16 protein-coding genes and 1 tRNA gene are annotated in these 18729 nt (G+C 70.6%); 10 read left to right on the forward strand and 7 right to left on the reverse strand.

Annotated features, from left to right (window positions below; all coding sequences use genetic code 11):
* The first annotated feature begins 103 nt into the window (after positions 1-103).
* The 6 genes from ACIRB4_RS21450 to ACIRB4_RS21475 all read left to right on the forward strand — a co-directional run bounded on the left by ACIRB4_RS21450 (position 104) and on the right by ACIRB4_RS21475 (position 6796).
* Positions 104-568, forward strand: coding sequence for a septum formation initiator family protein (locus ACIRB4_RS21450; RefSeq protein ID WP_403293411.1), 465 nt, complete (start codon positions 104-106; stop codon positions 566-568).
* 104 nt (positions 569-672) lie between these two features.
* Positions 673-1230 carry a DUF501 domain-containing protein gene (locus tag ACIRB4_RS21455; protein WP_403293413.1) on the forward strand — a complete coding sequence of 186 codons (558 nt, stop codon included), beginning with the start codon at positions 673-675 and terminating at the stop codon, positions 1228-1230.
* Positions 1227-2141, forward strand: a complete 915-nt coding sequence (locus ACIRB4_RS21460) for an exopolyphosphatase (protein WP_403293416.1) — start codon at positions 1227-1229, stop codon at positions 2139-2141. Before ACIRB4_RS21455 ends, ACIRB4_RS21460 begins: the two co-directional genes overlap by 4 nt.
* A 369-nt stretch (positions 2142-2510) precedes the next feature.
* The gene (locus ACIRB4_RS21465; RefSeq protein WP_403293417.1) at positions 2511-3893 is read left to right on the forward strand and encodes an NAD(P)/FAD-dependent oxidoreductase; all 1383 of its coding nucleotides are present in this window, start codon (positions 2511-2513) and stop codon (positions 3891-3893) included.
* A 208-nt stretch (positions 3894-4101) separates the two neighbouring features.
* Positions 4102-5406 carry a class I SAM-dependent methyltransferase gene (locus ACIRB4_RS21470; RefSeq protein WP_403293419.1) on the forward strand — a complete coding sequence of 435 codons (1305 nt, stop codon included), beginning with the start codon at positions 4102-4104 and terminating at the stop codon, positions 5404-5406.
* Between the two features lie 139 nt (positions 5407-5545).
* On the forward strand, positions 5546-6796 hold the full coding sequence (locus tag ACIRB4_RS21475) for a phospholipase D-like domain-containing protein (RefSeq protein ID WP_403293420.1): 1251 nt from the start codon (positions 5546-5548) through the stop codon (positions 6794-6796).
* Between the two features lie 92 nt (positions 6797-6888).
* On the opposite strand, the gene ACIRB4_RS21480 is transcribed toward ACIRB4_RS21475, so the two are convergent.
* Both ACIRB4_RS21480 and ACIRB4_RS21485 read right to left on the reverse strand, forming a co-directional pair.
* Complete coding sequence (locus tag ACIRB4_RS21480) at positions 6889-9417, reverse strand: ABC transporter permease (protein WP_403293422.1); 2529 nt, start codon at positions 9415-9417, stop codon at positions 6889-6891.
* 124 nt (positions 9418-9541) lie between these two features.
* Positions 9542-10312 carry an ABC transporter ATP-binding protein gene (locus ACIRB4_RS21485; protein WP_403293424.1) on the reverse strand — a complete coding sequence of 257 codons (771 nt, stop codon included), beginning with the start codon at positions 10310-10312 and terminating at the stop codon, positions 9542-9544.
* Positions 10313-10713: 401 nt separating this feature from the next.
* On the opposite strand from ACIRB4_RS21485, the gene ACIRB4_RS21490 reads away from it, so the two are divergent.
* Both ACIRB4_RS21490 and ACIRB4_RS21495 read left to right on the forward strand, forming a co-directional pair.
* Positions 10714-10794: transfer RNA gene (locus ACIRB4_RS21490), tRNA-Leu, on the forward strand.
* Positions 10795-10936: 142 nt separating this feature from the next.
* Positions 10937-11818 carry a Bax inhibitor-1/YccA family protein gene (locus tag ACIRB4_RS21495; RefSeq protein WP_403293425.1) on the forward strand — a complete coding sequence of 294 codons (882 nt, stop codon included), beginning with the start codon at positions 10937-10939 and terminating at the stop codon, positions 11816-11818.
* A gap of 103 nt (positions 11819-11921) precedes the next feature.
* On the opposite strand, the gene ACIRB4_RS21500 is transcribed toward ACIRB4_RS21495, so the two are convergent.
* Both ACIRB4_RS21500 and ACIRB4_RS21505 read right to left on the reverse strand, forming a co-directional pair.
* Positions 11922-12497 (reverse strand): TetR/AcrR family transcriptional regulator, encoded by a 576-nt coding sequence (locus tag ACIRB4_RS21500; RefSeq protein ID WP_403293427.1) that lies wholly within the window; start codon positions 12495-12497, stop codon positions 11922-11924.
* A 133-nt stretch (positions 12498-12630) separates the two neighbouring features.
* Positions 12631-12861 carry a DUF4287 domain-containing protein gene (locus ACIRB4_RS21505; protein WP_331919624.1) on the reverse strand — a complete coding sequence of 77 codons (231 nt, stop codon included), beginning with the start codon at positions 12859-12861 and terminating at the stop codon, positions 12631-12633.
* A gap of 100 nt (positions 12862-12961) precedes the next feature.
* Between ACIRB4_RS21505 and ACIRB4_RS21510 the strand changes: the two genes are divergently transcribed.
* Entirely contained in the window at positions 12962-13291 is a 330-nt protein-coding gene (locus ACIRB4_RS21510; protein WP_403293429.1) for a hypothetical protein, read from the forward strand.
* 63 nt (positions 13292-13354) lie between these two features.
* Here the strand turns inward: ACIRB4_RS21510 and ACIRB4_RS21515 are convergent, their stop codons facing one another.
* The 3 genes from ACIRB4_RS21515 to ACIRB4_RS21525 all read right to left on the reverse strand — a co-directional run bounded on the left by ACIRB4_RS21515 (position 13355) and on the right by ACIRB4_RS21525 (position 16998).
* On the reverse strand, positions 13355-14206 hold the full coding sequence (locus ACIRB4_RS21515) for a hypothetical protein (RefSeq protein WP_403293431.1): 852 nt from the start codon (positions 14204-14206) through the stop codon (positions 13355-13357).
* A gap of 297 nt (positions 14207-14503) precedes the next feature.
* Complete coding sequence (locus ACIRB4_RS21520; protein WP_403293433.1) at positions 14504-15724, reverse strand: acetyl-CoA C-acetyltransferase; 1221 nt, start codon at positions 15722-15724, stop codon at positions 14504-14506.
* A 191-nt stretch (positions 15725-15915) separates the two neighbouring features.
* Complete coding sequence (locus ACIRB4_RS21525; protein WP_403293435.1) at positions 15916-16998, reverse strand: SGNH/GDSL hydrolase family protein; 1083 nt, start codon at positions 16996-16998, stop codon at positions 15916-15918.
* 105 nt (positions 16999-17103) lie between these two features.
* On the opposite strand from ACIRB4_RS21525, the gene ACIRB4_RS21530 reads away from it, so the two are divergent.
* A complete protein-coding gene (locus ACIRB4_RS21530) occupies positions 17104-18501 on the forward strand; it encodes a cystathionine beta-synthase (protein WP_403293437.1) in 1398 nt (465 codons plus the stop codon).
* Positions 18502-18729 lie beyond the last annotated feature (228 nt).

The raw sequence follows: 18729 nt of genomic DNA on the forward strand, positions 1-18729 counted from the left end.
CAGCCCGTCCGACAGGCTGTCCGACAGCCCGTCGTACATACGTCCCCGCACCCGGTCCCGTACCGTGTGCGGGGACGTTCGTACGTAAAGGGGAGGCGCGCACATGGCCCGGGACCGGTTCTCGACCGCGACCAGGATCAAGCTGCTCGGCGAGCAGACCGCCGCCCGTGTCTACCGCTCCCAGACCCGCCGCCAGGCCCGCCGCTCCCGGCTCACCGGCCGCGCGGCCTTCCTCGCGCTCGTCGTCTGCTCGCTGGTGGTGGCACTCGCCTACCCCATGCGCCAGTACGTCTCCCAGCAGGGCGAGATCGCCGAACAGGAGCGCCAGGCCGCCGAGGCCGCCGAGCGGGTCGAGGAGCTGCGGGACGAGAAGGCCCGGCTCCAGGACCCGGCGTACGTCCGCCGCCTCGCCCGTGAGCACCTGCACTACGTCATGCCCGGCGAGACCGGCTTCACCGTGAACGACCCCGAGGCGGAGCGGGCCCGCCGCGCCGAGCAGGCCGAGGCGGGCACCCCCTGGTACTCCAACCTCTGGAACGGCGTCGACCGCGCCGACGCGCCACGCTGACCCGGCGGCGCGAGATGATGGTGTGACGGCACCTCGCACGGCCGACCGCGCCGCGCACCGCACCACCCACCGAACCGCCCCTCGACGAGAAGACAGACGCACGCATGGAAACGCCCCCTCCGCAGACCCCCCGCACCGAGCCCACCGAGGCGGACGTCGCCGCCTTCGAGGCGCAGCTCGGCCGCCCGCCCCGGGGTCTGCGCGCCATCGCGCACCGCTGCCCGTGCGGCAACCCGGACGTCGTGGAGACCGCGCCGCGGCTCCCGGACGGCACCCCGTTCCCCACGACGTACTACCTGACCTGTCCGCGCGCCGCCTCCGCCATCGGCACCCTGGAGGCCAACGGCGTGATGAAGGAGATGCAGGCCCGGCTCGCCACGGACCCGGAGCTGGCCGCCGCCTACCGGGCCGCGCACGAGGACTACATCGCCCGCCGTGACGCCATCGAGGTCCTGGAGGGCTTCCCGAGCGCCGGCGGCATGCCGGACCGGGTGAAGTGCCTGCACGTCCTGGTCGGCCACTCGCTGGCCGCCGGCCCCGGGGTCAACCCGCTGGGCGACGAGGCGATCGCGATGCTGCCGGAGTGGTGGGCCAAGGGCCCCTGCGTCACGCCCTGCGCGGAGGAGAAGACGGAGGAGACGGAGAAGGGGGCCGCCGAATGACGCGGGTCGCGGGCATCGACTGCGGGACGAACTCCATCCGCCTCCTCGTCGCCGACGTCCACCCCGAGACGGGAGAGCTGATCGAGCTGGACCGGCGGATGACGATCGTCCGGCTCGGTCAGGGTGTCGACAGGACCGGCCGGCTCGCGCCCGAGGCCCTGGAGCGGACCTTCGCGGCGTGCCGGGAGTACGCCGCCGTCATCGAGGAGCTCGGCGCCGAGAGGCTCCGTTTCGTGGCCACCTCCGCCTCGCGGGACGCCGAGAACCGGGACGAGTTCGTCAAGGGCGTGGTGGAGATCCTGGGCGTCGAGCCCGAGGTGATCAGCGGCGACCAGGAGGCGGAGTTCTCCTTCACCGGCGCCACAGCCGAGCTGCACGGCACCGACCGCTGTCTGGTCGTGGACATCGGCGGCGGCTCCACGGAGTTCGTCGTCGGCGCCCGGCACGTCGAGGCGGCCCGTTCCGTCGACATCGGCTGCGTGCGCCTGACCGAGCGGCACGTCCGCAGCGATCCGCCGGCGCCGGCCGAGATCGAGGCCGTTCGCGCCGACATCCGGGCCGCGCTGGACCTGGCCGAGAGGACGGTGCCGATCAGCGAGGCCCGTACGCTCGTCGGGCTCGCCGGATCGGTGACGACCGTCGCCGCCATCGCGCTCGGGCTCCCGGAGTACGACTCCACGAAGATCCACCACTCGCGGATCTCCCGCGACCAGGTCGCCGAGGTCACCGGCCGGCTGCTCGCCTCGACGCATGACGAGCGGGCCGCGATCCCCGTCATGCACCCCGGCCGGGTCGACGTCATCGCCGCCGGAGCCCTGGTCCTGCTGGAGATCATGGAGCGCACGGGGGCCCCGGAGGTCGTCGTCAGCGAGCACGACATCCTCGACGGAATCGCCCTGTCCGTGGCATAACGGGCGCACCGCGCCACGTCCGGCGACGGACCGTCGGAAAACTTCGTGAAGTTCTTCACAAGGAAAAGCGCCCCGACGGGGGTCATCGAGGGTCTTCACGGCCCGCGAGGCCCCTGCCGGGGTGCTTTCGTAGGTTCGCAGCCCCGTTCGCACTCTGTTTCCATCGTGTGAACGCACCTCGTGGTTCAGGGTTACCGAGGGCTCTCCGGGCCAGTTCAACCGGGGTGAACAACGTCCGCCGTAACACCGCGGTTCCTTTGCTGCACCATGACCTGGGTCACGTGGGCCGCGCAGTGTAGCAGAGCTCCCCCAGAACCTTGTGAAGGGGCGCACGAGCGACCCCCCTCAGAGGGGTGGATACTCGATGGCATGAGCACCACGGAGCGTCCCAGGATCCTCGTAGTAGGCGGTGGGTACGTAGGCCTGTACGCGGCTCGACGCATTCTGAAGAAGATGCGTTTCGGCGAGGCGACCGTCACGGTCGTCGACCCGCGGTCGTACATGACGTACCAGCCCTTCCTCCCCGAAGCCGCCGCAGGCAGCATCTCGCCGCGTCACGTCGTCGTCCCGCTGCGACGCGTCGTGCGCGGAGCCGAGGTGCTCACCGGTCGTGTCACCAGCATCGACCAGGACCGCAAGGTCGCCACGGTCGCGCCGCTCGTCGGCGAGGCCTACGACCTTCCCTTCGACTACCTCGTCATCGCGATGGGCGCGGTCTCCCGCACCTTCCCGATCCCCGGCCTCGCCGAGCAGGGCATCGGCATGAAGGGCGTGGAGGAGGCCATCGGCCTGCGCAACCACGTCCTGGAGCAGCTGGACAAGGCCGACTCGACGGCCGACGAGGAGGTCCGCCGCAAGGCGCTGACCTTCGTCTTCGTGGGCGGCGGCTTCGCCGGTGCGGAGACCATCGGCGAGGTCGAGGACATGGCCCGCGACGCGGCGAAGTACTACACCAACGTGAAGCGCGAGGACATGCGCTTCATCCTGGTCGACGCCGCCGACAAGATCCTTCCCGAGGTGGGCCCGGAGCTGGGCCGCTGGGGCAAGGAGCACCTGGAGAGCCGCGGCGTCGAGATCTACCTCTCGACGTCGATGGACTCCTGCGTCGACGGTCACGTCGTGCTGAAGAACGGCCTTGAGGTCGACTCCAACACGATCGTGTGGACCGCGGGCGTCAAGCCCAACCCGGCGCTGTCCCGCTTCGGCCTCCCGCTCGGCCCGCGCGGGCACGTGGACGCCCAGCCGACCCTCCAGGTCACCGGCACCGACTACATCTGGACCGCGGGCGACAACGCCCAGGTTCCGGACCTCGCCGCCCGCAAGGCCGGCGTGGAGAACGCCTGGTGCCCGCCGAACGCCCAGCACGCGCTGCGCCAGGCGAAGGTCCTCGGCGACAACGTGGTCTCCGGCATGCGGGGCTTCCCGCAGAAGGAGTACAGCCACGCCAACAAGGGCGCGGTCGCCGGCCTCGGCCTGCACAAGGGCGTCGCGATGATCGTCATGGGCAAGATGAAGATCAAGCTCAAGGGCCGTCTCGCCTGGTACATGCACCGTGGCTACCACGGCATGGCCGTGCCGACCTGGAACCGCAAGATCCGCGTCTTCGCCGACTGGACCCTGGCGATGTTCCTCAAGCGCGAGGTCGTCTCCCTCGGTGCGATGGAGTCGCCGCGCGAGGAGTTCTACGAGGCCGCCAAGCCCGCCCCGGCGCCGGTCGCCCAGGCGAGCCAGGAGAAGGCCAAGGCCTCCTAGTTCCACCGCTGTACCCGTACGACCGCTGTACCTGTACGACCGTAGATGCCGAAGGGCCGTCCGCCATCCGTGGTGCGGACGGTCCTTCGGCATGTCCGCCCGGGTGTTTTGCCGACTCGTTGCGCGACGGCGGGACTGTATTCGCCTACCGAGGGTGTTTACGTGGTGACGAACCTTACTGGGGCACGACATCACGGAGGTGTGCACCATGGCCGACGCCGCGTTGCGGCTGACCACTCTCGCCGAGGATCTGCTGGGAGCCCCGCTCCCGGTGCGCCTGCGGGCCTGGGACGGCAGCGAAGCCGGACCCGTGGGCGGCCCCGTTCTGGTCGTCCGCGAGCGCCGCGCCCTGCGCAGGCTGCTCTGGAAGCCCGGCGAGCTCGGCCTCGCCCGGGCCTGGGTGGCCGGTGAGATCGACGTCGAGGGCGATCTGTACGAGGTCCTCGACCGGCTCGCGGGGCTCATCTGGGAGCGCGGCGACGAGTCCAGGAGCGCCCTGGAGACCGTACGCGACCCGCAGCTGCGGGCCGCCGCCCGCGCCCTGCTGAAGCTCGGCGGGCCCTTCCCGCCGCCGGCGCCGCCCGCCGAGGAGATGCGGCGGCGCACCGGCTCCCGGCACAGCAAGCACCGCGACAAGCAGGCGATCAGTCACCACTACGACGTGGGCAATGACTTCTACGCGCTGGTGCTCGGGCCCTCGATGGTCTACTCGTGCGCCTACTGGACGGAGGACGGCACGCTGGAGGACGCCCAGCGCGACAAGCTGGACCTCATCGCCCGCAAGCTGCGGCTGAGGGAGGGCGACCGGCTCCTCGACGTCGGCTGCGGCTGGGGCTCCATGGCCATCCACGCGGCCCGTGAGTACGGCGCCCAGGTCGTCGGCGTCACGCTCTCCCGCGAGCAGGCCGCCTTCGCCCGCAAGCGGATCGCCGAGGAGGGGCTGACGGACCGGATCGAGATCCGGGTGCAGGACTACCGAGACGTCAAGGACGGCCCGTACGACGCGATCTCCTCGATCGGCATGGCCGAGCACGTCGGCGAGGTGCGCTACCGCAAGTACGCCGACACCCTGTACGCGCTCCTCAAGCCGGGCGGCCGGCTGCTCAACCACCAGATCTCCCGCCGCCCCACACCGGACGAAGCCACCTACGAGGTGGACGAGTTCATCGACGCGTACGTCTTCCCCGACGGCGAACTCGCCCCGATGGGCCGCACGCTCGCCACCCTGGAGGACGCCGGCTTCGAGGTGCGGGACGTGGAGGCCATCCGCGAGCACTACGCCCTCACGCTGCGCCGCTGGGTGGCCAACCTGGAGGCGCGCTGGGCCGAGGCCGTCCGGCTCGTCTCACCGGGCCGGGCGAGAGTCTGGCGGCTCTACATGGCGGCCTCCGCCGTCTCCTTCGAACGCAACCGGATCGGCGTCAACCAGTTCCTCGCGGTGAAGACGCCGGAGGGGGGCAGGTCCGGCATGGCGCTGCGCCCGCGGGTGTGGAACGAGTCGCTCCCGCGTTGATACCTTCGGGCCTTCGGGCCCGTCGGGAGGGGGTGCCGGCGACGGCCGGCACCCCCTCTTCTCCGAGCCCGGAATTGTCATGTATGCGCCGCATGCTCCGTATGCCGGATACGCCCAGGCCCTAGGGGGAAAACCCATCGTGCACCGCCCGATCCGTCTGCTGCTCACCCTGGCCGTCGGCGCCGGACTCCTGTCCGTCGCGGCCGTCCCCGGCAACGCCGCCCCGACGTCCGCCGCCACGGCCTCCGCGGTCCCGGCCACCGTCACCGCCGCCGCGGCCGTGACCACCACCGCCACCTTCAACGACCCGGCCGGCGACAGCGCCGCCCAGAGCCGCGTCCGCGACCACATCCTCGGACTGATCGACCAGGCCCCCGCCGGCTCCAGCATCACCGCCGGCCTCTACACCTTCACCGAGGACACGGTCACCGACGCCCTGCACGCCGCCAAGACCCGCGGCGTCGACGTCAAGGTGATCGTGGACCACACCTCCACCACCATGAGCGGCGGCGAGTACACCCGGCTCGCCGAACGGCTCGGCACCGACCGCACCCAGGGCTCCTGGGTCTTCGCCTGCCCGGCGGGCCGTGGCTGCATCGGCACCCGCAAGCTGCCCAACGACCCCGACGGCGCCATCAACCACAACAAGTTCTTCCTGTTCTCGTCCACCGGCGGCGCGAACGACGTGGTGGTGCAGACCTCGGCCAACATGACCAACGTCCAGCGCACCGACCTCTTCAACAACGCGGTCACGATCGTCGACAGCGGCCTCTACGCGATCTACCGCGCCTACTGGGCCGACCTCCTCGCCTACGGAACCTCCTCCACCGGCCTGAGCCACTACTACAAGACCCCGGAGAGCGGCCCGTACAAGACGTACTTCTTCCCCCGCAAGGAAGCCGCCGGCACCACCTTCGACAACGACGCGTCCACCGACACGATCAAGCTGATCCTGGACAACGTGAGCTGCTCCGGCGGCACCCAGGTGCGGATGGCCGCCAACCTCTTCACCCGTGACGAGGTCGCCACCAAGCTCGTCGCCCTGAAGAACGCCGGGTGCTCGGTGATCCTCGCCCACGACGGCGCGGCCGAATCGATGAGCAGCGGTGTCGAGAGCATCATCTCCGGCAAGCTCACCAAGCGCGTGGAGTGCCAGGAGGACCGGGGGACCGGCGTCGCCAAGGTCGGACTCCACTCCAAGTACCTGCTCGTGGAGGGCACGTACAACGGCACCTCCGGCCGCAAGCTGGTCTTCACCGGCAGCCACAACTACACCTACCCGGCGCTGCGGGCCAACGACGAGACGCTGCTGAAGATCGACGACGCGGCGCTGTACGACCAGTACCGGGCCAACCACGACCGGCTGATGAGCTACTGCGAAGGCAGCTGACGACCGGAGCGCGCACGGCGGCGACCGTGCGCGAACGGCGAAGGGCCGGACACCCCCGGGGTATCCGGCCCTTCACCGTGTCCGTGCCGCCGTCACTCCGCCTTGATGGCGGTCAGCATGTTCAGCCGGGCGGCGCTGCGCGCCGGCCACAGCGAGGCCAGCACACCGACCAGGCCGGCGAGGAGCAGGAAGACGCCGATCCGGTCCCAGGGCAGCACCAGCGCGTAGCCCGGCAGGCTGCTCCGCATCGTCTCGCCGATCGCCCAGCCGAGGAAGGAGCCGAGACCGATGCCGACCACCGCGCCGAACAGGGCGATGACCACGGCCTCCAGACGGACCATCCGCTTCACCCGGCGCCGGTCGAGGCCGATCGCCCGCAGCATGCCGATCTCCTGCTGCCGCTCGAACACCGACATGGCGAGCGTGTTGACGACACCGAGCACCGCGATGATCAGAGCCATCGCCAGCAGCCCGTACATGATGTTCAGCATCAGGTTGATCTGGCCGCCGAACGCGTCCCGGATGTCCTTGTGGTCCATCACCGTGATGGCCGGGTTGTCGCCGAGCGCCTGGACCAGGGCCTTCTCACCGGCCGCCGTCTGGCCGCTCTCCATCGCCACGAAGATCTGCGGGATGTACGGCTTGGAGTCGTGGGCGTTGAGGATCTTCGTGTCGACGAGGACCGGCGAGACGAACTCGCTGCTCTCGAAGACCGCGCCGACCGTCAGCTTCTCCTTCTTCTTGTCCCCGTACTCCACGGGAAGGGCCGTGCCGACCTTCCAGCCCTGCTTGTCGGCCGTCTTGTCGGCGACCGCGATCTTCCCGTCCGCCAGGGACGCGAGCGAGCCGCTGGTGACGTTCAGCTTGAGGACCTTCTCGATGTCGCCGGGGGTGACACCGGAGACCGACGCGAAGTCGCCCTCGATCTCGAAGTAGCCCGCCTGCTGCGGGGAGACCGCCGAGACGCCCGGCACCTTCTCCAGCGCGTCCAGGGCCGCCTGGTTCATGCCGTCGCCACTGGCCATGGAGACCATGTAGTCGGCCTTGATCTGGTCGGTCGTCATCCTGTCCAGCGCCGAGCCGACCGTGGCGCCCAGCACCGAGAGACCGGTGACCAGCGTCAGGCCGATGGCGAGAGCGGAGGCGGTGGCGCCGGTACGGCGGGGGTTGCGGACCGCGTTCTGCCCGGCCAGCTTGCCCGCGACCCCGAAGGACTTCAGGACGGGCCGGGCGAGGGCGATCACGGGGCGGGACAGCAGCGGGATCAGCACGATCACACCGACGAGGGTGAAGAACGCGCCCGCGCCGATCAGCATGCGGCCCGACTCGCCGCCCTTGCCGGCCCCCGCGATGATGCCGACGGCACCGAGGGCGGTGATGGCCGCGCCGATGGAGTTGCGCACGACCAGCGACTTGGTGGTCGCCACCGCGTGGACGCTGCTCATCGCCGCCACCGGCGGGATCTTCGCGGCGCGACGGCCCGGCAGCCAGGCGGCCAGCATCGTGATCAGCACACCCACGGCGAGCGCGGATATCAGCGGAGTGGAGGTGACGACCAGGTCGCCGCCCGGCACCTTCAGACCGAAGGCGGACATCCCCGAGCGCAGGCCCATCGCGAGCAGCACGCCGAGACCGAAGCCCACGACGGAGGCGACCAGACCGACCAGAGCCGCCTCGGCGAGCACCGAGCGGGTGATCTGCCTGCGCGAGGCACCGACCGCGCGCATCAGGGCCAGCTCCTTGGTGCGCTGGGCGACCAGCATCGTGAAGGTGTTGGAGATAAGGAAGACACCGACGAAGAGCGCGATGCCGGCGAAGGCGAGCAGCATCTGGTTGAGCGCGCTCAGGCCGGACTCGATGTCCCTGGCCTGCTGGTCGGCGAGCGCCTGCCCGGTCTGGGCCTCGCCGGCCTCGCCGACCAGCGGCTCGACCGCGGCGAGGATCTTCGCGGCGTCGGCGCCGGGCTTCGCGGCGACGGTGATGTCCTGGTAGAAGCCGGGCTCGACGTACAGCTTCTGCGCCACGTCGGTGTCGAAGAGCACCAGACTGCCGCCCGCGCTCACGGCGCCGTCCTCGGTGGTGAAGACGCCGGCGAGGCCGTACTCCTTCACCGGGCCGTTGGTGGCGACCCGTACGGTGTCACCGACCTGGTAGCCGCCCTTGGTGGCGGTGTCCCGGTCGAGGGCGATCTGGTCGTCCCGCACCGGCCCCGAGCCGTCGGTGAACTGGTACGCGGGGTCCTTGCCGTCCTTGCCGGGGGCGAAGTTCGTGCCCTTGTTGGACCAGCCGACGCCGATGAGCCTGCCGTCCTTGTCGGGCACCCCGGCGAAGCCGCTGACCCGGCCGGTCGCCTCGGCGACCCCGTCGACGGCCTCGATCTTCCGCCGTACGTCCTCGGAGAGACCGGGCGTCTTGTCGGTGTCGTCGCCGCCGTGCAGCGCGGAGACGGCGACGGCGACGTTGTCGTAGCTCTTGGCCGACTGGTTGCGGAAGGCCTGGGAGAGGGTGTCGGTGAAGACCAGCGTGCCGGAGACGAAGGCCACGCCGAGCATCACGGCGAGCACGGTCATCAGCAGCCTGGCCTTGTGCGCGAGAACGTTGCGCAAGGCGGTACGGAACATGGATGTGTCCTGGAGTGGGGCCGGCGCCAGCGGCGGGCCGGGTGAGGAGAGGGCAGGGCGGGGAGGGGCGACGCGCGAGGCCGGGCCGGGCAGACGTGAGGCCGGGCGAAGGGGCGCGGTCGGCTCAGCTCGTGCGGCCCTTGGCGTCGAAGGCCTTCATGCGGTCGAGCACGCCGTCCGCCGTCGGGGCGATCATCTCGTCGACGATCCGGCCGTCCGCGAGGAAGATCACCCGGTCCGCGTAGGAGGCGGCCACCGGGTCGTGGGTCACCATGACGACCGTCTGCCCCAGCTCCCGTACCGAGTTGCGCAGGAACCCCAGCACCTCCGCGCCCGAGCGGGAGTCCAGGTTTCCGGTCGGCTCGTCACCGAAGATGATCTCGGGGCGGGAGGCCAGCGCGCGGGCCACGGCGACGCGCTGCTGCTGACCGCCGGAGAGCTGCGCGGGGCGGTGGCTCAGCCGGCCCGAGAGCCCGATCATGTCGATCACCCGGTCGACCCACTGCTTGTCGGGCCTGCGGCCCGCGATGTCCATCGGCAGCGTGATGTTCTCGAGCGCCGTCAGCGTCGGGAGCAGGTTGAACGCCTGGAAGATGAAGCCGATCTTGTCCCGGCGCAGCTGCGTGAGCTGCTTGTCCTTCAGGGTGCCGAGCTCCGTCTCACCGAGCCGGACCGAGCCGGAGCTGAAGGAGTCCAGACCGGCGACGCAGTGCATCAGGGTCGACTTGCCGGAGCCGGACGGGCCCATGATCGCGGTGAACTCCCCCTGCCGGAAGTCGACGGTGACCCGGTCCAGGGCGACCACCTGGGTCTCGCCCTGTCCGTAGACCTTCGAGAGATCCGTGGCGCGGGCTGCCACCGCGGTGGCGCGGGGCACGGTGGAGGTGGTCTTCACGAGGGTGACTCCTGTCGGAACGGTGCGTTCGGGAACCACTCCATCGTGTCGAGCGTTACGGCCCGGGACGTCCGTCCACATGCCCGTTCCCGGGGCAGTCTCGAGTCGGACCGGGTGCTCCGGCTCTCCTCCTGAGGTATGACGGCACCCCTGAGGCGTCCACGGGAGCGCCGACCCTCGGGGTACCCCGTGGGGGAATGCGTCGCACGGCGGCGAGTTTCCGTCATTCCCGCGTGTGCGCCTTTGCGCCTGCGAGCCCCGTCACACTTCGTCAGATCGGCCTCCACCTGCACTGACGCACCCTCAGACGTCAATAAAATAAGACAACATCGGGTCACTGTTCCGCTGAACGGGGGAAGCGTCCCGATAGGCTCATGTGCCAACGCGGAGCCGCGCGCCACGCCCGGATGGTGGAATGCAGACACGGCGAGCTTAAACCTCGCTGGCCTTTGGCCGTACCGGTTCGAGTCCGGTTCCGGGCACAGCTCCCCCCTGAAGCCCCGCCGCTCCCGGCCGGGCTTCCTTAACGATCGAGGAAAGATCCTCCCCGAGCACTAGGGAGATTCTTTTGCTTCCGCATTACTCTTGACGCAAGGCCGCGCAGTGCGGCCATGGAGGAGTGAGATGAGGAGCAGTAACCCGGTCTTCTCGCGACGGGGGTTCAGCCGCGACAACGGCTACGCCGGCTTCAACGCGCAGCAGCCGCAGGCCGGGGGCCCCGCCGTCGGAACGAACCCGTACGCCGAGGGTGCGGCGAACCCGTACGCGAGCAACCCCTACGCCCCGGACGCCCAGGTAGGCGCCCCGCCGCAGGTCCGCGGCAATGTGATGACGATCGACGACGTCGTGAGCCGTACGGCCATGACGCTCGGCACGGTCGTGCTGACCGCCGTCCTGTCGTGGGTGCTGCTGCCCGTCGACCCGGCGAACCTCGGCAAGTCCTACGGCATCGCCATCGGCGCCGCCCTGGTGGCGTTCGTCCTGGCGATGGTCCAGTCCTTCAAGCGCAAGGCCTCGCCGGCGATCATCCTGGCGTACGCCGCCTTCGAGGGTGTCTTCCTCGGAGTGATCTCCAGCGCCGTCTCCACGTACATCTCCCCGGGTGTGGTGATGCAGGCGGTTCTGGGCACGATGGCGGTCTTCGCCGGTGTGCTCATCGCTTACAAGATGCGCTGGATCCGCGTCACCCGCCGTTTCTACGGCTTCGTGATGGCGGCCGCGATCGGCTTCATGCTGCTGATGATGGTCAACCTGCTCTTCGCCGTCTTCGGCGGCGGTGACGGGCTGGGCTTCCGCAGCGGCGGCCTCGGCATCCTGTTCGGTGTCATCGGCATCATCCTCGGCGCCTGCTTCCTCGCCCTCGACTTCAAGCAGGTCGAGGACGGCGTGACGTACGGCGCCCCGCGCGAGGAGTCCTGGCTGGCGGCCTTCGGCCTCACCATGACCCTGGTGTGGATCTACCTCGAGATGCTGCGTGTGCTGTCGATCCTTCAGGGCGACGACTGACGCGCTCCCGGGTCACCTCTGTGACCGTGTGACCGTGTGACCGTGTGACAAAGGGCCCGTCCGGCTTCCGCCGGGCGGGCCCTTCCGCGTGTCCGGACACTCCCTAGGGTGCGAGGGCCGCGTCCAGCAGTGTCTTCGCGGCGCTCTTCGCCTGGGTGGCCGGCTCGGCGGAGCCGCTGATGCCCGCGACGGCCATGGCGCCGTTGGCGAGGATCGCCAGCTGGTCGGCGAGCTCCCGGGGCGCCCCGAGCGCGTCGGTCTGTTCGGCGAAGTACTGCCGCAGCGCCCGCTTGTGCCCACGGGCGATGTCGGCGACGTCCGGCGAGATGCCGCCCATCTCGCCGAAGGTGTTGATGAAGGCGCAGCCGCGGAAACCGGGATCCGCGAACCAGTCGCCCAGATAGTCGAAGACCGCCAGGACCCGCTCGTGCGGCGTGGTGGCGCGGGCGGCCCCATGGGCGGCGATGGCCTCGCGCACGGCGCTGTCGCGGCGCTTGAGGACGGCCCACACCAGATGGTCCTTGGACGGGAACAGCTGGTAGAGCCGCTTGAGGGAGACCCCTGACGCGGTGCGGATGGCGTCCATGCCGACGGCCTGCACCCCCCGCTCGTCGAAGAGCGCCTCGGCGGCCTCCAGGAGCTTCAGCTCGGCGGTGTCCGTGTGCGTGTCCGTGTCCATCGTCCACTCACCTCTCGTACGCCTCCGGGTGGAGAACCAGCGTTCTCTCACTCTACGCGTACGGGCGCCCCTGGGCCGGAACGTGAGGTGACGGCCCTCCGGCGCGGTGCCGCAGGGCCGTCCGGGGTGGGTGTCAGAGCAGTCTGCGGGCCGCTCGTCGCAGGTCGTACTCGTGGATGATCGCTTTCGCGTGGCCGTACGCGAGGTCGTGTTCGCCCCGGAGCCAGCTCACCTTCTCCTCGAAGCGGACGAGGGAGGGGCCTTCCTCGACGGTGCGAAGCCAGTCGGACACTTCACGACCGGTGCAATGGGGGATGCGGGCGAGCAGATTGCGGTGGGTCTCTTCGGAGAAGACGTGGGACATCGGCGCCTCCGGACGCGTGTTGCCGTGTGCTCCTTCCCGTCACCGTGCCTGAGCGTCGGCCCGTTGGCAACAGTCCCTGGAGGGCGCGTAGGGTCGCGGAGTGCTTGATACGAGTGAACTGACCGCCGCCGTGGAGCGGTTCGCCGACCGGCTGCGGACCGCCCCGCAGAGCCGTCTCCAGCGGGGTGCCGCCGCCGAAGGGCTTGAGCTGGCCAGGGAGTTGGCGCTGCGGGCCCAGCGGATCGAGGAGCCCGGGGGCGCCGCTCGGATCATGCCGGACGCGGGCGTCTTCACCGTCGCGGACCAACTCGTGGTCGCCGGAAACGATCTGGCGGAGATTCTGCGAACGGCCCCGGCCGGGTCCCCGGAGCGGGAACTGGGCGAGGCCGTGGATCTCGTGCGGCGGGCGACGGAGCGGGCGGGGCTGTAGCGCCGGCCGTGGCGGGACAGGTCGGATGGGCCCTGGCGCGCCCTGAGGCGCGCCTCCACGGGGCTAGAGCGACGCGATGACGCGGTCGGCGAGGATGTAGACGTTCTCGTCGTCCGCGTCGCCGCAGGAGAACGTCAGGGCGTACGCGCCCGAGACGCCCGAGCCGCCCAGGAGTACCGGCGTGTGGCCCGCGCGCAGCGCCTCCGCGAGGCGTTCCGCGGTCTCCCGGTGGCCGGGGGTCATGCAGAGCGTGGTGCCGTCGGCGAAGACGTACACGTCGAGCGTGCCGAGCGGACCGGGGCGCACATCGGTCAGCGCCGTGCCCGTCTCCGCGAGCTGTTCAAGGCGGGCCACCGTGCGTTCATGGTCCGTCACCACCGGTGTCTGCACCGGCACGAAGTCGGGGTGCGAGGGGTGCCGGCGGCGGGCGGCGGCCAGTTCCGGGGAGTCCTCCGGGTACTCGGTGTACTCGACGAGCTCCGGGAACTCCTCCAGGACGCTCTCGGGGCCCGCGCCGTCCAGCGCGGCGGCCTCCGCCTCCATCGCCTCCAGGGCCATCGCCTCAAGCCCCACGAAGTCGGCCTGGCGCGGCACGAAGAAGGGGCCGTCCTCGGCGGTGCCCGACAGACCGCCCAGCAGGGACGGGGAGTCGGCCGCGTCCCGGGCCTCCTGGGCGGCCCAGAAGGCCCGCGCCTCGGCGAGCTCGCGCTCCCGCTCCTCGGCCAGCGCCTCCGCGACCGCGGCGCGTATCTCGGCGGCGGGCGTCGGGCGGGCGTGCGGCACGGACACGCCGTGTCCGGTGGACAGTTCGCTACGCAGAGCGGCGACCTGCTTACGGAGACCGTGGGCGGCGTGCAGGGCGGCGGCGCCCACGGCCGTGGCGGCGGCCGTGGTCACCAGCAGGGCAAGAGACATGGCGCTCACTGACGTACTCCCGATTCGAGTCGATCCCCCGACTTCCTACATCAGAGTGTCCCGGGAGCGCGCCCCCTGTCAGTGCATTACGTCACGAATTGGACAGGTATTTGTGCCTGGTGTTTAGTCCCGGGGCGGCCGTGACCTGCGGGAACGGATCTCCCCCGGGACGAAGGTCACATCCTGGGGGAGATTCGGTCACGGCTGGGACGCGGGACGGTTGGGATCAGCGCCGGAAGGCCAAGGGAGCGCCGCCCCCAGGGCTCAGCTCAGGCGACCCCTGCCCTCCGCTACGGCTCAGCTCAGGCGCTCGATGACCATCGCCATGCCCTGGCCGCCGCCCACGCACATCGTCTCCAGGCCGAACTGCTTGTCGTGGAACTGCAGGCTGTTGATGAGCGTGCCGGTGATGCGGGCGCCGGTCATGCCGAAGGGGTGGCCGACGGCGATGGCGCCGCCGTTGACGTTCACCTTGTCCAGGTCCAGACCCAGGTCCTGGTAGGACGGGATGACCTGGGCGGCGAAGGCCTCGTTGATCTCGGCCAGATCGATGTCGCCGATCGTCAGGCCGGCGCGCTTGAGGGCCTGCTTGGACGCCTCGACCGGGCCGAGGCCCATGATCTCGGGGGAGAGGCCCGAGACGCCGGTGGAGACGATGCGGGCGAGCGGGGTCAGGCCCAGCTCACGCGCCTTGGTGTCCGACATGATCACGAGCGCCGCGGCACCGTCGTTGAGCGGGCAGCAGTTGCCGGCGGTCACCAGGCCGTCGGGGCGGAAGACCGGCTTCAGGCCCTGGACGCCCTCCAGGGTGACGCCGGCGCGCGGGCCGTCGTCGGTGGAGACGACGGTGCCGTCCGGGGTCGTCACCGGCGTGATCTCGCGCTCCCAGAAGCCGTTCTTGATGGCCTGCTCGGCGAGGTTCTGGGACCGTACGCCGAACTCGTCCATCTCCTGGCGGCTGATGCCCTTCAGGCGGGCCAGGTTCTCGGCGGTCTGGCCCATCGCGATGTACGCGTCCGGGACGAGGCCGTCCTCGCGCGGGTCGTGCCAGCTGGAGCCCTCGGAGGCGGCCACGGCGGCGGTACGGGCCTCGGCCTCGGCGAAGAACGGGTTGTGCGTGTCCGGCAGGGAGTCGGAGTTGCCCTTCACGAAGCGCGAGACCATCTCGACACCCGCCGAGATGAAGACGTCGCCCTCGCCCGCCTTGATGGCGTGCAGCGCCATGCGGGAGGTCTGGAGCGAGGAGGAGCAGTAGCGGGTGACCGTGCAGCCGGGGAGGTGGTCCATCCCCATCTGGACGGCGACGATCCGGCCCAGGTTGTTGCCCTGCTCGCCGCCGGGCAGGCCGCAGCCGAGCATCAGGTCGTCGATGTCCCGCGGGTCCAGCTCGGGGACCTTGGCCAGGGCGGCCTGGACGATGGTCGCGGTGAGGTCGTCGGGCCGCAGGTCCTTCAGGGAGCCCTTGAAGGCCCGGCCGATCGGGGAGCGGGCGGTCGAGACGATGACGGCTTCGGGCATCACGGCTCCAGGAGGGGTGCGGTGCGGTTCTGGCAGGACTGAAGGGGAAGTTACCCGTACGTATCGCATTGGTCACCGGGCTGGCCGTGTGATGCGGGCCTCTTTTCTAAGCGAGCGCTCAGTCGGTGACCCGGGGGGACCACCGGGAGTGGCACCCCACCTCCCAGAGTGCCGCGCTCCCGGCCCGCCCGTCACGACCGGCGGGCGTCCTCCGCCGACGACGCCGCATCCGGCTCCGACCCCGGCTCCGACCCCGGCTCCGACCCCCGTCCGGCCTCCGCCTCGGCGGCCGCGACCGCCGCCTCCGGAAGACGCCGACGGCGCCGGTGCTTGAGCAGCGCCCAGGGAGCCCGTACCCCCGTCACCTCCGTACCGGCCTCCTTCGCCGCCTCCGCCGCCGCCTTCGCCACCGGCAGCATGTCCTCGTGGCGGTCCGGCTCCAGGCGGTCCGTCTCCGGCCACACGCCGAGCACCGCGCACACCGTCGGCAGCACCGCCATCGCCGCCGTGGCATACCCCTCCGCCGACGGATGGAAGTTGTCCACCCCGAACATCTCGCGCGGATTCGCCGCGAACTCGGGACCCAGCAGATCCCCCAGCGACACCGTCCGCCCGCCCTGCTCCACCACCACGATCGTCTGCGCCGCCGCCAGCTGCCGTGACACCCGCCGCGCCAGCCACCGCAGCGGCTGGTACACCGGCTCGATCGTCCCCAGGTCCGGGCAGGTCCCGACCACCACCTCCGCCCCCGCCGTCCGCAGCCGCCGCACCGCCGCCGCCAGATGCCGCACCGACTCCGTCGGCGGCATCCGGTGCGTCACGTCGTTCGCCCCGATCATGATCACGCACACGTCCGGCGGACCCGTCGAAGCCGACAGCAGAAGAGACACCTGACGCTCCAGATCGTCCGACCGCGCCCCCGGCAGCGCCACGTTCCGCAGATCCACCGGCCGCTCCGCCACCGCCGCAAGCCCCGAGGCGAGCAGCGCCCCCGGCGTCTGGCCCGACCGGCGCACCCCCTGACCCGCCGCCGTCGAATCACCCAGAAGGGCCAGCCGAAAAGGGGCGGAGCCGGGATCCGCAGCCGCGAAAGAGCGCCCGTACAGCCCCTCCGCCGCCGGTGGCAGCGGCGCCACCCCGCCCCCCACCGACCTCTTCGCCAGCTGCACCTCGGCCAGGAGCACGCCCACCGCCGCCACACCCAGCAGCCCGATGCTCCCGCCGCCGTACGCCGCGCCCGCCGCGATCCGCCGCGCCACCCTCGCCCTCGACATAGGGGCTGTCACCTCCTTCAAGCCGTTCAGGGTCTAACTGCCCCGTAACCCGCTCCGACTACGCATACGCTGGCCGCAACCATTACGGAGACCCCGGAGATTACGGTGCAATTCCACGACTCGCTGATCAGCCTCGTCGGCAACACCCCGCTGGTGAAGCTCAACAACGTCACGGCCGGCATTCAGGCGACCGTCCTGGCCAAGGTCGAGTACTTCAACCCCGGCGGCTCGGTCAAGGACCGCATCGCGGTCCGCATGATCGAAGCGGCCGAGGAGAGCGGCGCTCTCAAGCCCGGCGGGACGATCGTCGAGCCCACGTCCGGCAACACGGGCGTAGGGCTCGCCATCGTGGCCCAGCAGAAGGGCTACAAGTGCATCTTCGTCTGCCCCGACAAGGTGTCCACCGACAAGATCAACGTCCTGCGGGCGTACGGGGCGGAGGTCGTCGTCTGCCCGACCGCCGTCGACCCCGAGCACCCCGACTCGTACTACAACGTCTCCGACCGGCTCGTCCGCGAGACGCCCGGAGCCTGGAAGCCGGACCAGTACTCCAACCCCAACAACCCCCGTTCGCACTACGAGACCACCGGCCCCGAGCTGTGGGACCAGACGGACGGGAAGATCACCCACTTCGTCGCCGGCATCGGCACCGGCGGCACCATCTCCGGCACCGGCAAGTACCTCAAGGAGGTCAGCGGCGGCGCCGTCCAGATCATCGGCGCCGACCCCGAGGGCTCCGTCTACTCCGGCGGCTCCGGCCGGCCCTACCTCGTCGAAGGCGTCGGCGAGGACTTCTGGCCCACCGCCTACGACCGTGACGGCACCGACCGGATCGTCGCCGTGTCCGACAAGGACTCCTTCCAGATGACCCGCCGCCTCGCCAAGGAGGAGGGCCTCCTCGTCGGCGGCTCCTGCGGCATGGCGGTCGTCGCCGCGCTCGAGGTCGCCAAGGACCTCGGCCCCGACGACATCGTCGTCGTCATCCTGCCGGACTCCGGCCGCGGCTACCTCTCCAAGATCTTCAACGACGAGTGGATGGCCGACTACGGCTTCCTTGAGGACACCGAGTCCGCCACCGTCGCCGACGTACTGCGCCACAAGGAGGGCGGCATGCCGTCCCTCGTCCACATGCACCCCGAGGAGACGGTCGGCCAGGCCATCGAGGTCCTCCGGGAGTACGGCGTCTCCCAGATGCCCATCGTCAAGCCCGGCGCCGGACACCCCGACGTCATGGCCGCCGAGGTCGTCGGCTCCGTCGTCGAACGCGAACTCCTCGACGCGCTGTTCACCAAGCGCGCCTCCCTCGAAGACCCGCTCGAACGGCACATGAGCGCGCCGCTGCCGCAGGTCGGCTCCGGCGAGCCCGTCGCCGACCTGATGTCCGTCCTCGGCGCGGCCGACGCGGCCATCGTGCTCGTCGAAGGCAAGCCCACCGGCGTCGTCAGCCGCCAGGACCTGCTCGCCTTCCTCGCGAGCGGCGGAGCCAAGGGCGCCACCAAGTAACGCCACAGGGCCGGTTGAGCGGGTCGCTCGGGGCGTTCGCGCAAACGGTACGAGCGCGACACGTACCCGCAGCACCCGCTTAACACGCCTACGGCACATTGGTCGTTGTCGGCGTCAAGGACTACGGAGCGGCTCCCGGACCTCCTACGCACGCCGCGGACGCGGAGACCGGCCCTGACCCGGGCCCGTGTCCCACGCGGGGACCGCCGTCGTCCCGCCCCTCGACCA

Source organism: Streptomyces sp. NPDC093600, assembly GCF_044764755.1.
Classification (GTDB): Bacteria; Actinomycetota; Actinomycetes; order Streptomycetales; family Streptomycetaceae; genus Streptomyces.

Excerpts from the sequence above, each read along its gene's own strand:
- ACIRB4_RS21450 (WP_403293411.1), top strand. The coding sequence starts at position 104 with ATGGCCCGGGACCGGTTCTCGACCGCGACCAGGATCAAGCTGCTCGGC.
- ACIRB4_RS21455 (WP_403293413.1), top strand. The coding sequence starts at position 673 with ATGGAAACGCCCCCTCCGCAGACCCCCCGCACCGAGCCCACCGAGGCG.
- ACIRB4_RS21460 (WP_403293416.1), top strand. The coding sequence starts at position 1,227 with ATGACGCGGGTCGCGGGCATCGACTGCGGGACGAACTCCATCCGCCTC.
- ACIRB4_RS21465 (WP_403293417.1), top strand. The coding sequence starts at position 2,511 with ATGAGCACCACGGAGCGTCCCAGGATCCTCGTAGTAGGCGGTGGGTAC.
- ACIRB4_RS21470 (WP_403293419.1), top strand. The coding sequence starts at position 4,102 with ATGGCCGACGCCGCGTTGCGGCTGACCACTCTCGCCGAGGATCTGCTG.
- ACIRB4_RS21480 (WP_403293422.1), bottom strand. The coding sequence starts at position 9,417 with ATGTTCCGTACCGCCTTGCGCAACGTTCTCGCGCACAAGGCCAGGCTG.
- ACIRB4_RS21495 (WP_403293425.1), top strand. The coding sequence starts at position 10,937 with ATGAGGAGCAGTAACCCGGTCTTCTCGCGACGGGGGTTCAGCCGCGAC.
- ACIRB4_RS21500 (WP_403293427.1), bottom strand. The coding sequence starts at position 12,497 with ATGGACACGGACACGCACACGGACACCGCCGAGCTGAAGCTCCTGGAG.
- ACIRB4_RS21505 (WP_331919624.1), bottom strand. The coding sequence starts at position 12,861 with ATGTCCCACGTCTTCTCCGAAGAGACCCACCGCAATCTGCTCGCCCGC.
- ACIRB4_RS21515 (WP_403293431.1), bottom strand. The coding sequence starts at position 14,206 with ATGTCTCTTGCCCTGCTGGTGACCACGGCCGCCGCCACGGCCGTGGGC.
- ACIRB4_RS21520 (WP_403293433.1), bottom strand. The coding sequence starts at position 15,724 with ATGCCCGAAGCCGTCATCGTCTCGACCGCCCGCTCCCCGATCGGCCGG.
- ACIRB4_RS21525 (WP_403293435.1), bottom strand. The coding sequence starts at position 16,998 with ATGTCGAGGGCGAGGGTGGCGCGGCGGATCGCGGCGGGCGCGGCGTAC.